The following is a 14,237-nucleotide window of genomic DNA, read 5'->3' as shown; positions in this document are numbered from 1 at the left end:
TGGTATAGAAATGGTTTTTGCGTTCATACGACAGGAATTTACGGCGGCAGCATGAAATAAATATAAGAGACAGGGGGGAAGGGGCAGCCGATGAAGATGAAAAAGGCGGAGATCGATGCATTGACCCGTTCCGGGGTCGTTTATTTCAACTCCAAGCTGGAGATGCTGGAAGACCTGTCGTGCAAAATGTATCGAATGGACAAGCTGACGAGCTTGTGGGCTCATTTTCACGATTATGTTCAAATCTGGTATGTATCCAAAGGCGAATTTCTGCACACGATCGGCGATCGGGAGTACCGCATGACCAAGGGAAACCTGTTTGTCGTTCCTCCTTTTACGGTGCACCGCATTCAGTCCCCGCCCGAGCAGGAGGTTGAAATATGGGGATGCGAATTCCTGCCGGCATTCATTAACGAGCGTTTTAATGAGCCGCCGGGGGGACAGCCCTTTTTTGACGCCAGCTATTTAACCTATTTTGCGCATGCTGAAAATGCAAATTCGCATCAAATGATTTTTGACGGGGTTACGGATAGCCGGATTCGCGGTTTGATGCAGGAGATGCTCGGAGAATATGAACGGCGTACGCCGTTTTTTCAAATCGTCCTGAAGGCCAATCTGCTGCTGCTGTTATCGATCATCATTCGCCAGGTGAACGGGGAGCTAGTCCAGGCCGGTTTTGAGAAGTCGGAAAAATATCGCGACACGATGATGAAGGTGGTTGAATTTATTCAAAAAAACGCACATGAAGATATCAGGCTGGAAGATATGTGCGCCGTATCGAATTTGTCGAAATCGACGTTTTGCAGCTTGTTCAAAGAATGGACGGGCAAGACCTTCAACCGCTATCTCGTTGACCTCCGCGTCAACAATGCGCTCAGGCTGCTGCAGCATCCGTCCTTAACGGTCACCGAGGTATGCTTCGCGACGGGATTTAACGAGTTGTCCTATTTTTGCAGAATTTTTAAAAATTATACCGGCATATCGCCCAATCAGTTCCGCAAACAAGCCGCAATGAAACCGCTTCAAAATTAATACGATAATCCTATTTTCCCATACGATATTAAAATCATATCTTTTGCCTGCATGATAACATGGCAGTAGTTGGCCGAGAATAAGTCCCGAATGAAAGGAACCGGCTTTGAAAAGGCATGTTTTTTATTCGAATGACGCTGCTCGGTCAAAATACTTTATGCAATCCGGGGCTGTCTTTACCGGGTTCAAGTAACCGGAGGGAATTTGCTATGACAAAAACGATTGTAGCGGTGATCGGCTGCGGGACCATTGCCAACAGTGCTCACATCCCGGCTTACGTGGCCAATAAGGACGTGGAGATCAAGTATTTTTGCGATATTCGCAAGGAGCGGGCTGAACAAGCGGTCGAGAAGTACGGCTGCGGCACGGCGGTGGAGGATTACCGGGTCATTTTGGACGATCCTGAGGTGATGGCGGTGTCGATTTGTACCCCCAACAACGTTCACGCCTCCATTGCGATCGACTGCATGCGTGCCGACAAGCACGTGCTGTGCGAGAAGCCGGCCGCCAGAACGTACAAGGAAGCGCTGGAGATGCAGAAGGTGCAGCATGAAACCGGCAAAACGCTGAATATCGGCGTCGTGAACCGCTTCAATAAAGGCGTCAACATTATCAAGCAGATGATCGAAAGCGGGGAACTTGGCGAATTGTACCATGTCGTCGTCAGCTTCCGCGCCCATCGCTCGATTCCGGGGCTGGGCGGAGATTTTACAACCAAGGCGGTCGCGGGCGGCGGGGCGCTCATTGACTGGGGCGTTCACTTCCTGGATATCGTCATGTACTGCGCGGGCGATCCGAAGCCGAAGACGGTGTCCGGACAGGCGTATTCGAAGCTTGGCAAGGATATGCCGAATTACGCTTACCTGAACATGTGGGCGGGTCCTCCGAACTATGAGGGCAGCTATGATGTGGATGATTTTGTCACGGCCATGATCCGGACGGAAGGACCGTCCATCACGGTGAACGGCGCGTGGGCGCAAAATATCGGCGTCGATGAAATGTATATTGATTTTCTCGGGGACAAAGCAGGCATTCGTCTCCAGTACGGCAAGGAGTTTACACTGTACTCTGCGCAGCACGGCGCTTTGTTGGAAAGCACAGCGAAATATCCGCAGAACAACGCTTTCCAGGAGGAGATCGACGGTTTTATCGCCGGCATCCATTCCGGAGAAAAGCTGCCGTCGCATATTGACACGGTGATCGTGACGGCCCAAATGATCGAAGCCATTTACCGCTCTTCGGAAGAAGGCCGCGAGATTTCCCTCCTGGAAGCGGGAGCGTTGGCATGAAGAAAATAGGCTTTATCGACTACTATCTGGACGAATGGCACGCGAACAACTACCCCGAATGGATTCGCAAGGCTTCGGGCGGCACGATGGAGGTCGCTTTTGCTTATGGCATGAAGGATGCCGAGCAGGGACTCAGCAATACGGAATGGTGCGCGAAACATGGCGTGGCGTGGTGCGGCACGATAGAAGAAGTGGTTGCCCAAAGCGATTTTTTGATCGTGTTGTCGCCTGACAACCCGGAGCAGCATGAAGCGCTTTCCGAGCTGCCGCTGGCATCGGGAAAGCCGACCTACATAGACAAGACGTTCGCTCCGGACAGGGCGGCGGCGGTGCGTTTGTTTGAGCGGGCCGCGAAGTATCAGACCCCGCTGTATTCTTCGTCGGCGCTCCGGTATGCCGCGGAATATGCGGAAGTCGAGCGCGCAGGAATCAAGGTCATTTCCAGCTGGGGACCGGGTGCGATGGAAAACTATTCGATCCACCAGATCGAACCGGTCATTGCCCTGATGGGCGAGGATGCCCAGCGCGTCATGTTCATCGGGACGGAAGCGGCGCCGGCCTTGCTGATCGAGTTCTCCGGCGGCAGGCAGGCCACGATCCAGCAGCCGGGCCAGGGCTCTCCGTTTATGATGTCCATCAACTACGACTCGGGAGCCTGCCGCGTCGTGCAGCCGGCGTCGGATTTCTTCCAAAGCTTTATCCGCGATTTGGTGAGGTTCTTTGAGACCGGAGAGGCGACCGTGCCTTCCTCCGAGACCATTGCCGTTATCACCCTTATTGAATATGCGCTTATTGCCGCCAAGCAGCCTTATCAGTGGATTAAGCTGCCAGGGAGCGGATAAGCGGCCTGCCCAAATATTTTTAGTGCTTTACACGGCTTGATTTCCTTTTTATGGAAATGTCCGGACGGTAAAAGAAGCTGACGACATTCGCTCAGCTTCTTTTTGCGTCTGAAGATTTCCCTTGAAGCCAATCTCCGCTGCCGCTATATAAGTTGAACCTGTGACTCGCAAGAATGAAGGCAGCCGGGTGAAATGTTCTGTTCAACTTCTATATTAGCCGGATTGAATAATCACTTCTTGCGAATCCTCCGGCGCCGCGAAATGAAGCAGTCGCGCTCCTTCCATCGTTAGCGCGTCGGTCTCTTTTTGGGAAAGCGTAATAAAAGGGTCGATGCTCAAAACCGTTTTCTTTCGTTCTTGTATCAACTTCCACGTTCCGGCAACATATCCGTCGATGAGGATCGTTGACCGGATAATTCCGTTTATCGTGAATACGCTGCTACGGTACCTGTCGTCCAGTATTCTGCTGCGATCCGCATGGGACAACAGGATATTGTCAAATTCACCGAGAAACCGCGGTTCCGCGGGGGTACTTCCATCAGGCCGCGGAGCATCGGGCAGATCGAATAGTTCAGCTCCATGCACATCCCGGAAGGTGATCAACTCAGGACGAAGCTTTTCCATCGTTTGGTTTAAACCGGTTAGTCCTGACCATACCTGGATGTCTTTAACCGTAGCCGGACCAAATGCCGCCAAATACCGCCGGATCAAAGTTTCCGCATCGGGCTTTGGGCATAGGGATTGATGAAGCCATGTTTCCAACGTAGTATGTGCGGCTTGTCCTCCTTCCCCCCAAATCCCCCGCGGCGGTATTTGCACAAGCGGCACCAAATTCCGAATGGCAGCTGTAGCCGCCTTTGACGGAAGATCTGGCCAATGTTCCAGCAAATGCCCGCCCAATTCGCTGAACGTCATCGGTTTGTCTTCGACCAGTTTCCGTCCATTCGCAGCGAGCTGTCCGAGATCCACATCCTTGAGCTGTCGGCCGTAACCCCCCTTTAAGCTTCGTTCCATGACGCTCTGCAGCCATGGGCGAAGCTGAAAAGCGTCGGGGGAAGAGACCAAGTGAAGGGTGGCGCGCATCAAGGCCATGCGTACCACCTTTCTATCCCGGATCAGCTCTGATAGTTGATCCTGCTGGAAGTCTTCCATTCGGGACCATAAAGCGAAATACGGCGCGTTCTGGGATTGGGCTTGCAGACCGATCAATTTTTCGACAACATCCAAAACCGGAAGCTTTTCGCGCTTGAGCAGCATTTGCCTGGCGAGCGTGGCACGATTCAAGGCGCGGGAATCGAGCACTTTGGCGGATTCCTTTTCCATCCCCGAACCTGGTTTTCGTGTCGTCTTGTTTTTGTTCATGCTACAGTCTCCTATTCTTTCGTAACATGTTATTAAGCAGGATTTCCATGGAACCCGCGGAAGAAACAGCGGATATCGCCGATCATTAAATCGGGCGCATCAATCAATATATATTTGAAATTGTATAACTCCAACAATGACAAGTCTATCCTTAATAGGAATAAGAAGGACAATTGCGAACAGCCATTTCCGGCAAGATCCGGGAATGGCTGTTTTGTGCTGCGTTTACACCTTGAATATAGGCTGCTGCACCGCTACAATCGATCTCTCTGAAGACTCGTTTTAACAGTTGATATATTTTAACGAGCCTTCGGAGATGTCGTCGGCGTTACATGCTTTTTGTTTTTTCAGCCTGCATGCCGCCTGCCCTTTGTCGAACAAGAGGATCGAAGATTCGCTTGCTCCAATGACCCAATACGGATAGGGTTTTTGCATCGACGAATCGATAGAACAAATGGGCCAATACAAAGATGAAAGGGGTGGTTAGTATAAGGGTGAACGTCACGCTAAGTCCGTACGAGAAATGGGGGTGCAATCGATAGAAAATATAGGATCCGAGTGAGCAAATGATCGTGAAATGGAGCAGATAAAAGGAAAACGATACTTTGCCAAGATAGGAAAACAGCTTCCGGCTGAACAGCGATTGAAGGCGAGAAGAATTCAAGAGAGCTGTCAATATGAAAAATGCCCCCAACGTATGGTAGAACACAAAAAACGAAAACGACGAGGTTTTCCATACGAGGACGGAATAGATGGTATTCTCGATGCCCACATAAGGATAGGAGCCAAGATACAGCCCTACACAAAGAAGAAGGGGGGTGATCCAAGGCCGTTGAAGAATGGCCAACCGATCCCGGCCGCTGAACTTCAGGTCGCTAAGCGCCATGCCAAGCACGAAGCCCAAATAATACGAATCGGCAAGAAGCACGACGAGGATCGCATAGGCTGCAATCCGAAACTTGAACCTGCCGACGGTCAAAAGAAATCCGAAGATCAGGAAGGAACCAAGCAGCTCATAGGTCATGGTCCATAAGACGGGATTATAGGCGGACCCATAGTTAAAAAACGTGTGGAATAAGGCCTCTTGCAGCATGACGAGAAAATTAGAACTGGCCAAATACGGATCATGCATGGAGGACAACGTTGTTTGGCGGATTTTATCAAAATAACCCAAACCGAGCACCATGACCAAGTAGGCTAACAAGACGGATAATACGGCAGGAATAGCCAATCGAAAATATCGGCGCAGGGCAGAGGAGTAAATATGTAACTTGTCTTTCGTGTGAAAATATCGCCAGCTGAGCACAAAACCGCTCAATACGAAAAAGACGCAGACGGAAAAATTGCCGTTGAACAATAAGTTCAGCGGTGTCCGTGCAGCAAAACCTTCAAAGGCAAAGTGGGCGATCTCCTGTTTTCCTTCAAAAACAGACGGCGCAAATACCTGAAAAAAGTGTGAAACGACGACCACGCAAGCGGCCAAACCTCTTAAACCATCCAAATAAGTGATTTTTGATGCCATACAGGTTCAACTCCCCGTATTTTTGTGAATTTCAAGGTTCAATTCTATTTCATTTGGAGGCAAATGGCAACGGAAATAATATACGAAAAAGGGGATATATAGAGGAGGAATTGAGATGAAAAAGCTCGATATCGATCAATGGACCCGCTCGGGAGTGATCTACTTTAACTCCAAACTGGAGATGCTGGAAGATTTGCACTGCAAGATGTATCGAATGGATTCCCTCGTCAGCTTGTCCACCCATTTTCATGACTATTTTCAAATATGGTACGTATCCAAGGGGGAATTTCTGCATACGCTCGGCTCGCGGCAGTACCGGATCAAAAAAGGGGATCTGTTTCTGGTGCCCCCCTTTACGATGCATCGCATCCATGCTTTCGAACAAGAGAAGGTTGAAATTTTAGGCTGCGAATTTATGCCGTCCTTTATCAACGAGCGGTTCGACGATCCGCGGGATCAGGCGTTTTTTGACGTCCATTATTTGAAGCATTTTATGCGTTCGGACTGCGCTCACCATTCGCAGATTGTGTTCGATGGAGTAACGGAGGGGAAAATCCGAAATTTGCTTCAGGATATGCTGGGCGAATACGAGGAACGGGCCCCGTTTTTTCAAATCGTGCTGAAAGCGGATCTGCTGCAGCTGTTATCTTTCATCATTCGTCAGGTGAACGGGGAGCTGGTCAAAGCGGGGTTCCAAAAAATTGAAAGGTATCGGGACACGATGAACAAAGTCGTTGAATATATCGACCAAAACGCGCACGAGGACATTAAGCTCGAGCATATTTGCGCCATATCCAATATGTCGAAGCCGACGATTTGCAGGCTGTTTAAAGAGTGGACAGGCAAAACGTTCAACCGCTATCTTGTTGATTTACGGATCGCCAACGCGCTTGTGCTGCTGCAGCGTCCTTCAATGACCGTCACGGAGGTATGTTATGCCACAGGGTTTAACGAGCTGGCTTACTTCTGCAGAATTTTCAAAAAATACACCGGCATCTCTCCGAATCAGTTCCGAAAACAGGCCATGAACAAGTAGTTCAAACTTTTAACGATAGTCCAACTTTAAGATACAATAGTGAAATTAACTAAAGCGCTTACATGCTAACATATGGAATAGTTGATGACGGCAAACGAGCTTCGTTGGCGTTGCTGTCCAAAGAATAGGAGGGAAGAGACATGAAGCGAAAAGGGAGTTTATTAGGTCTCGTCTTCGTATTTTTGCTTGCGGTTTTATCCGGCTGCGAAGGTAAAGAAACTCCAAGCTCCGGGAAGGAAAACGGCGGAACGAAAGGCGGGGACGCCAAAAAGGAGCCGGTTGAGCTCAGCTTTTGGTACGGATGGACCGGCCCGGAAGGCGAAGCGCTCGAAAAATTGATCAAGAAGTGGAATGAGGCCAATCCTGATATTCAAGTGAAGGGATTGTCGCAAAGCGATTACCAGAAGCAGCTGACGGCCATTACGGGAGGCAATCCCCCCGATATCGCGTCCAACTTCGGTCAGGATGTCGTACCGTGGGGAGAACGGGGCGCCATGATGCCGCTGGACGATTACATCAAGAAAGACAACGTTGATTTGGGCGATTTCGTGCCCGCTGCGCTCAGCTCTTCCCAGTCCCAAGGAAAAACGTATGCCCTGCCGATCGCCATGCACGTCTCGATGCTGTTTTATAACAAAGAGGTGCTGGAAAAAGCCGGCCTGAACGGTCCTCCGGAAACGATGGGCCAGCTCAAAGATTACATTACAAAGCTGAGCGTCAAAGAAAATGGAGGAAAACTTCAGCAGCTAGGCCTATGGCCGGGGGTGGATGCCTTTACGTTCAGTTACGCCTATGGCGGCTCCTATTATGATGCGGACAAAAAGCAGGTGACTCCCGACAATGCGGGCGTTAAAGCCGCCGTCGAGTTCGGAAAAGGGATTTGGGATCAGTTCGGATCCAAGGAGCTGGACCGGTTTGCATCCGGACTGGGCCAATACATGTCGCCTCAGAATCCTTTTTTTACAGGCAAATATGCGATGACGATCGACGGCGAATGGCTGCCGACCTTCATCAAACAGTTCGCTCCGAACTTAAAATACGGCATTGCCCCGATCCCTTACGATGAAAATAATCCCAGTCTCAAAAATCCGGGCAACGTAACGACAAGCGTATTTTATATACCAAAAGGCGTGAAACATCCGGATGAATCGTGGAAATTCCTGAAGTGGATGACCGAGCCGGAACAAATGGCGGAGTTTACCGCGGCCATCGGCAATTTGCCGACCCGAACCTCGCTGCAAACCAACGGAATTTACAAGGATGTGCCCGGCTTCCAGGAATTTTTGCAATATTCTTCGAGCCCGAACCTGCGCTCCTTCCCGGCAACGTCGTTTTCGACGGAATATATGACGGAGTTCTCCACGCAATACAACGCGATTCTCCGCGGAGAAGTCGGCGTGGATGAAGGCTTGAAGAGGGTGAAGGATAAGATTCAGCCTCTGGTTAAATAATCCGGCATTCAGACCAAGGATCTGGCCCGGCCTCCAACGGGACGGGTTAGATCCAAACTATCTGCGAGGAGGACGGATAGATGAGAGACTCCATCTCCGGCCAAATGATATTGAGGAGAAAGGGGTGGACAAGGAAGGAATGGCGTTATTTCTGGATCGGGCTCGCCTTTGCTTCCCCATGGATCGTCGGTTTTCTGGTCTTTACCGTGTATCCTTTCTTTAGTTCCCTATACTTCAGTTTGACGGAATACGATCTGTTTAATCCCCCGAGATGGGTAGGCATGGGCAATTACAAGGCGATTATGAAAGATCACAACTTTTATAAATCCATCAGCAATACGCTGTTTATGGCGTTTATATCCGTTCCCGTCACGTTGTTCAGTTCGTTGCTCATCGCCATGCTGCTGAACTTCAAAGTCAAAGGCATCAATTATTATCGCACGATCTTTTATCTTCCGGCGGTTATTCCCGGCGTGGCTAGCGCCCTGCTCTGGACTTGGATGCTGAATCCGGATTTCGGTCTCGTCAACATTTTTTTGCGCTGGGCGGGTCTTCCCGATCCGGCTTGGCTGCTGGACCCGCAGTTTACCAAACCTTCTTTGATTCTGATGGGGCTGTGGGGCTCGGGAGCGGGGGCGCTCATTTTTCTGGCGGCTCTGCAGGGCGTTCCGCAAACGTATTATGAAGCGGCGCAGGTCGATGGGGCCAACTGGTGGCATCGGTTTTGGAAAATCACGGTTCCGGCGCTGTCGCCGATTATTTTGTTCCAACTCATTATGGGGCTGATCGGCGCGTTTCAGATTTTTACGGAATCTTACATTCTGGCGGGGGGGAAATCGGGCAACTCCCTTGGCGGACCCGGGCAGTCGTTGTTATTTTACGCCGTTAATCTGTACCAGGAAGCTTTCATGAATCTGAAGATGGGCTACGCTTCGGCGCTCGCCTGGATCCTGTTCATGATCGTCATGCTGATTACGCTGCTCGTGCTGAAAACATCCAAACGCTGGGTCTATTACGGAGGTGAATAGCGGATGAGCGCTGCAAAGCTGGTTCGAACGAAGATTTTTCCGCATACGATGCTGATCTTGTTCTCGGTGTTTTTTCTGTTCCCTTTCGTTTGGCTTGTGTTCACCTCGCTCAAATCGCCGAATGAAATATTCGAGCTGCCCCCGCGGATCATCCCGGCATCTTTTCAATGGTCGAATTACAAGGCCGCGTTTGAAACCGTGCCGTTTGGCCGCTATATGCTGAACACGCTGGTGATCTGCGTCGTATGTATCATCGGGCAATTGATTGCCTCTCCGCTTGTCGCTTATTCGATCTCTCGGATTCCGTGGGTGGGGAGCAAAATCATTTTCGCGATCGTTCTTGCCACGATGATCTTGCCGTCGCAGGTGCAGCTGATTCCGCAGTACATTATTTTCGCGAAGCTGGGGTGGATCAACACCATTCTGCCGCTGACGATCGGGGCGTTTTTCGGGGCGCCGTTCTACATTTTCTTGTTGAGGCAGTTTCTCTTAGGCGTTCCCAAAGAGCTGTCCGAGGCAGCAAAAATGGACGGGGCGTCGGAATTCCGGATTTACGCGCAAATTATTTTGCCGACGTTGAAACCCGCGTTAGCGACGGTTGCTTTGTTTACCTTCGTGGGTGCCTACACGGACTTTATGGGACCGCTCATTTATTTGAACGATGCCGCCAAATGGACGCTGACGCTCGGTTTGCAAGGTTTTCAGCAGGATCACGGGGCGCAATGGGAAAAGCTGATGGCCGCGTCGACGATCATGGCGATTCCGATGATTTTGCTTTATTTTTTCGGGCAGAAGTATTATATGCAGTCCGGATCGGCTTTTACGGGGTTTAAGTGATTCGAAGTGCGGAACAAATAGCGAAGCAGCCAGTTTCCGGGAAGACCGGGAGTGGCTGCTTCGTGTTATTTTGGGTAGGGATTCCATAATATAATAGATTAAGGGACAAAGCGATGAGCGGCCATGGCGTAACACTCCCGAAGGGAGGTGTTGGCCATGGGTAGTACTTGTGGCGCTACTGAATATCCTCAAATGGATCGCTGCCGTACTAAGCCTAGTGTTTTAGTATTCGGAGCTCTATCGTTGGATCAAACGGAAGCTGAACAAGCAAAAACCCACCGTGTAAGGTTGGCTCCTGCAGGTGAATTCCATTATATGGTATGATAGGGAGGCGCTAGTTTGGGACTGAGATGAATCCGTTATATTGAGGAGTGATAAAATGAGGCAATCAGGATTAGTTTTATTAGTGCTAGCCATGTTGTTCTTAGTTTCAGCATGCAGCAGCACGAATAAGGCCCTGAGGACCGAAGTTCCCGCGGAAGCCCTCGAAAAAGACCACTTAAAGAAGTCTTTCAATAATGATACAAACACGAATCCTGGTGAGGAATACATTGGAAAGTTCTCTTATCTGAAACAGTTGCCTTTAGAGAAGCAGGAGGCTTTTACTCGTTTTAAAGTTGAGAGGAACTTGCAGAACCTTCACAATTTTACCCCTGAGGACATGGTGCTGATCTATCTCTACTGTATATCAATAGGCGACCCGGACTTGATATATGCGATTACTTTTAATGGGGGGCAACTTCCTGATCTGGATCAATTTCGGAAAGATTATTTCGAGTATGCAATGAATGATGATTCCGAAACAGCAGTACATTACAGATATTATGATTCTATAAAAGTGGATGAGAGTACGGCAGAGGAGAATAAGGTAACTGTACTGATTTCGGTTAGTATAGAAACAACAACTCATACCATGGCTTTAGGTCTACAGAAAGAAGATCAAGTCTGGAAGTTGGATATCTATCATTTGATAAAAGCATATATAGATAAAGCAAGTAAGAACAAAACAAAATAGGTTAATTCAAATCATAAGAGCTGTTGCGTAAAATACTGTTGAACTACCGGGAACCGCATTTAGTTGAACTAAAGGGTACGATCGTCATGAGATAAGGGCAGCCGGTTGTCACACTTTAGATACCGCGTAATTTGTACACTAAGCCTCCTTTGATCTAAAAATGGCCGGTTTCCTCTACAATAAGGATACCGGCCACTTATTATTTTTTACCAAGCATGATATAGACGTTTACATCCTGCTAGTTCGGATCATTCAATGAATACATCGCTTGGAGCATTGCCTGCATTATAATACGATTTCGTTACGTGAAATGAGCATACAGCTTCTCAGGGATTTTTGCCGAACTCATCCGACTTGATTTGTTATTTCTACCTCGTTTTGTGCTCAATCACTTGCAATACTTTCGGTTCAAGAGCTTTTGATAGTTGTTCCATTTGTTTCTTTGAAACTACGGCACCTTCAACTTCTTTCTCAGCCTGTGTTTTTGCAATCACATCAATGACTTGTTGTTTAGAGATGTTTTTGGATGCTGCAATCTCCGCAACGGATTGGCCCTTTGCTAATTCTTGTTTTAATTCTGTCGGGTTCATTTTTAGTAAAGCAAATAGTTTTTCATCGTTTAAAAAGGAATCGGCAGTATAATCCGGCTTACCATTTGCCGAGAAGAAACCTTCTACTTTAACAGGATTTGAAGGTGTAGGTTCGCCGCCGATCAAAGAAACACGGATGGCATTGCCCTGAACGAAGGCTTGGTAGAATGGTGTTTCTGCTCCCTTTTTGCTGTAATTCAACATGAACGTTTTTTGATCCGGGTTCTCCATTTGCTCCATATTAAACTCGAAATTATCAATGCTGCCGTACATTTTAGTAATGAGATTATCTACCTTCGCCTTGATTTCCTGACCGGTTAAAGAAATGACGGGCTTCTCTGTAGGCTCCCAATTCTCCTGGTTCACGTGTTCAATCACACCCGTAATACCGTTTATATCCAGTCTAATTTTTTTGCCGGTCCCTCCTTTTTCCTGCAGTACGATGCTTGTTTGGATCGCTTGCTTTTGGGTTGAATTCGTGGCGTCTCCCCCAAGGTAGCTTGCATCGATAATCTCAAACGATTTTGTTTCGGGAAAAGCGCCGTACAGCTTCTCAAGCGCTGTTTTGCCAACCTCATCCACTTTGACTTGTTCAGCAGTCATTGGTGTTCTAGTCAGCATGTCTATCAGGGTAGGGGCCGCAAAGGCTGCGGTTGGAATCAAAAGCGCTACGGCAACAATACCGCCAATCAATCGTTTTTTCATAGGTTTTTCGCTCCTTTTTCGTTGCAAATATTGAGAATAGGATCGTTCTATTCGTTTGGAGATGGCCGGAGGGCACTCGATCGTTTCTGCCTCTTTGTGCAGATGTTCGCGGATTTCGCGTTCAATAGTCATTGATCTTTTCCATCCTTTCAGAGGGGAGATTCCATAAGTATTTTCGAAGCGCCTGAAGGCCGGCATGATATCTGGATTTGACTGTACCCAGCGGAATATCGAGCAGCGTTGCAATTTCCTCAAGAGTATAGTCGTGAAAAAAGCGGAAGATAATCACTGCCCGCTGTTTGTCGGTCAGTTTTCGTATGGACTGCGATATCATTTGGTCCGTCCCATCCAGCGCAGGATGTTGATCCCAATAAGACTCTTCCCGGGTGAAGGCGCGGATGCGTTCAAAAATTCGGAATCTCCTCCAGCTCTTGACCCGAAATCTTTGCACTTGGCGGATGACCAAGCCATGCAGCCAGAAGTGGAAAGGACGGTTCGTATCGTAGTTCGCAAGGGAGAGCCACATTTGCATATAAATCTCATTCATGACATCTTCCCGATCCTGCTGATGATCCACCAGAAAGGAGACTGTACGGTAGACATCCTGATAGGTAGCATCATACACCGCATGAAACGCCTGTTGATCACCGTCCTTCATTTTTTCGAGTAATTGGTACATATATTCGTTTTGCATCAGAGGGCCCTCCTGTAAGCTGCTTACACACTATATTGCCTCTCTATCGGAAAAGGGTTCGGTGTTAAAAGGAATTTATTTAAAAATAGAGAATTGATTCCCTTATAAGTTTTTTGGCATATCGATCGAGTAAGGGGATTGGTGGGGGAGAACGATGAAAGTATATAACAAGCATTACCTCAAAGCATGTGAAAGCTACTTGTACATGACCAAAAACGAAATTATCACCAGGCAGCTCCGAAGCGAAAATTGGCTGCTTTTTAATGAATCTCTCATCAAAATAGGGCTCGTCGTCTTTTTGGGGGCTGTTTTTTGGACATCAAGGTTGGCGCTTGTCCACCAGCTTTCTTTTACGTCATGGAGCCTGTATGTAATGATCATTTATATTGGCCTGCTGTATTTTGCCGGACAGAGTTCAAAACGCTGCCGGGCTTATAGCGATGCGGCCGAAGTGATGCTTCAGTTTGACAGCGAAGAAGCCCGCCGCACCTACTTTGATGAAATGCTGAAGCCGCAGTTTCAGTAGGGAAGGCGTGTCTATTTGCGCATCGGCCCATTACAATATGAGGCATAAAGGAGAACTCGACAAATGATCGGTGGTCATTGCTTCTACCGTCTTGCACGATGATGTATCAGGCGATCGAGGATTGAAGGGATCGTTGCATGGAGTAATAGTCACTTTTTAGTATTTCGATGAATTAACGCAAAGATTAATAAGGATAAAAAGAGTAGGGTTAGATAGGTGAGTATATACTTTGTAAGAGGCGATTGAGGATTTGATGTGAACGTTGCAAAAGCAATAATGAATGGTAATGCGACAAAATCCAAAAGATA

13 protein-coding genes are annotated in these 14,237 nt (G+C 48.4%); 9 read left to right on the top strand and 4 right to left on the bottom strand.

Annotated elements, in window-relative coordinates; translation table 11 throughout:
• The first annotated feature begins 90 nt into the window (after window positions 1-90).
• The 3 genes from GQY55_RS19815 to GQY55_RS19805 all read left to right on the top strand — a co-directional run bounded on the left by GQY55_RS19815 (window position 91) and on the right by GQY55_RS19805 (window position 3,163).
• Complete coding sequence (locus tag GQY55_RS19815) at window positions 91-1,032, top strand: AraC family transcriptional regulator (RefSeq protein ID WP_236575734.1); 942 nt, start codon at window positions 91-93, stop codon at window positions 1,030-1,032.
• Window positions 1,033-1,241: 209 nt separating this feature from the next.
• Complete coding sequence (locus tag GQY55_RS19810) at window positions 1,242-2,321, top strand: Gfo/Idh/MocA family protein (RefSeq protein WP_160043606.1); 1,080 nt, start codon at window positions 1,242-1,244, stop codon at window positions 2,319-2,321.
• Window positions 2,318-3,163 (top strand): hypothetical protein, encoded by an 846-nt coding sequence (locus GQY55_RS19805; RefSeq protein WP_160043605.1) that lies wholly within the window; start codon window positions 2,318-2,320, stop codon window positions 3,161-3,163. Before GQY55_RS19810 ends, GQY55_RS19805 begins: the two co-directional genes overlap by 4 nt.
• Window positions 3,164-3,376: 213 nt before the next feature.
• On the opposite strand, the gene GQY55_RS19800 is transcribed toward GQY55_RS19805, so the two are convergent.
• Both GQY55_RS19800 and GQY55_RS19795 read right to left on the bottom strand, forming a co-directional pair.
• Window positions 3,377-4,525, bottom strand: coding sequence for a winged helix DNA-binding domain-containing protein (locus tag GQY55_RS19800; protein WP_236575733.1), 1,149 nt, complete (start codon window positions 4,523-4,525; stop codon window positions 3,377-3,379).
• 328 nt (window positions 4,526-4,853) lie between these two features.
• Complete coding sequence (locus GQY55_RS19795) at window positions 4,854-6,047, bottom strand: acyltransferase family protein (protein ID WP_160043604.1); 1,194 nt, start codon at window positions 6,045-6,047, stop codon at window positions 4,854-4,856.
• A gap of 115 nt (window positions 6,048-6,162) precedes the next feature.
• On the opposite strand from GQY55_RS19795, the gene GQY55_RS19790 reads away from it, so the two are divergent.
• The 5 genes from GQY55_RS19790 (at window position 6,163) to GQY55_RS19770 (ending at window position 11,414) form a co-directional block, all read left to right on the top strand.
• Window positions 6,163-7,083 carry an AraC family transcriptional regulator gene (locus tag GQY55_RS19790; RefSeq protein ID WP_160043603.1) on the top strand — a complete coding sequence of 307 codons (921 nt, stop codon included), beginning with the start codon at window positions 6,163-6,165 and terminating at the stop codon, window positions 7,081-7,083.
• Between the two features lie 140 nt (window positions 7,084-7,223).
• Window positions 7,224-8,534, top strand: a complete 1,311-nt coding sequence (locus tag GQY55_RS19785) for an ABC transporter substrate-binding protein (protein ID WP_160043602.1) — start codon at window positions 7,224-7,226, stop codon at window positions 8,532-8,534.
• Between the two features lie 80 nt (window positions 8,535-8,614).
• Entirely contained in the window at window positions 8,615-9,562 is a 948-nt protein-coding gene (locus GQY55_RS19780; protein WP_160043601.1) for a carbohydrate ABC transporter permease, read from the top strand.
• A gap of 3 nt (window positions 9,563-9,565) precedes the next feature.
• The gene (locus GQY55_RS19775; RefSeq protein WP_160043600.1) at window positions 9,566-10,399 is read left to right on the top strand and encodes a carbohydrate ABC transporter permease; all 834 of its coding nucleotides are present in this window, start codon (window positions 9,566-9,568) and stop codon (window positions 10,397-10,399) included.
• A gap of 379 nt (window positions 10,400-10,778) precedes the next feature.
• Window positions 10,779-11,414 carry a hypothetical protein gene (locus tag GQY55_RS19770; RefSeq protein ID WP_160043599.1) on the top strand — a complete coding sequence of 212 codons (636 nt, stop codon included), beginning with the start codon at window positions 10,779-10,781 and terminating at the stop codon, window positions 11,412-11,414.
• 368 nt (window positions 11,415-11,782) lie between these two features.
• Here GQY55_RS19770 and GQY55_RS19765 read toward each other — a convergent pair whose 3' ends face one another.
• Together GQY55_RS19765 and GQY55_RS19760 are read right to left on the bottom strand one after the other, a co-directional pair.
• Entirely contained in the window at window positions 11,783-12,841 is a 1,059-nt protein-coding gene (locus GQY55_RS19765) for a hypothetical protein (RefSeq protein WP_201452189.1), read from the bottom strand.
• The gene (locus tag GQY55_RS19760; RefSeq protein ID WP_160043598.1) at window positions 12,831-13,403 is read right to left on the bottom strand and encodes a sigma-70 family RNA polymerase sigma factor; all 573 of its coding nucleotides are present in this window, start codon (window positions 13,401-13,403) and stop codon (window positions 12,831-12,833) included. The genes GQY55_RS19765 and GQY55_RS19760 overlap by 11 nt, the downstream gene beginning before the upstream one ends.
• A gap of 154 nt (window positions 13,404-13,557) precedes the next feature.
• Between GQY55_RS19760 and GQY55_RS19755 the strand changes: the two genes are divergently transcribed.
• A complete protein-coding gene (locus GQY55_RS19755) occupies window positions 13,558-13,929 on the top strand; it encodes a hypothetical protein (protein ID WP_160043597.1) in 372 nt (123 codons plus the stop codon).
• Window positions 13,930-14,237 lie beyond the last annotated feature (308 nt).

It is taken from the genome of Paenibacillus sp. USDA918EY, from assembly GCF_009870825.1.
GTDB lineage: Bacteria > Bacillota > Bacilli > Paenibacillales > Paenibacillaceae > Paenibacillus_AQ > Paenibacillus_AQ albilobatus.
This window is presented reverse-complemented; position numbering and strand designations above follow the sequence as displayed.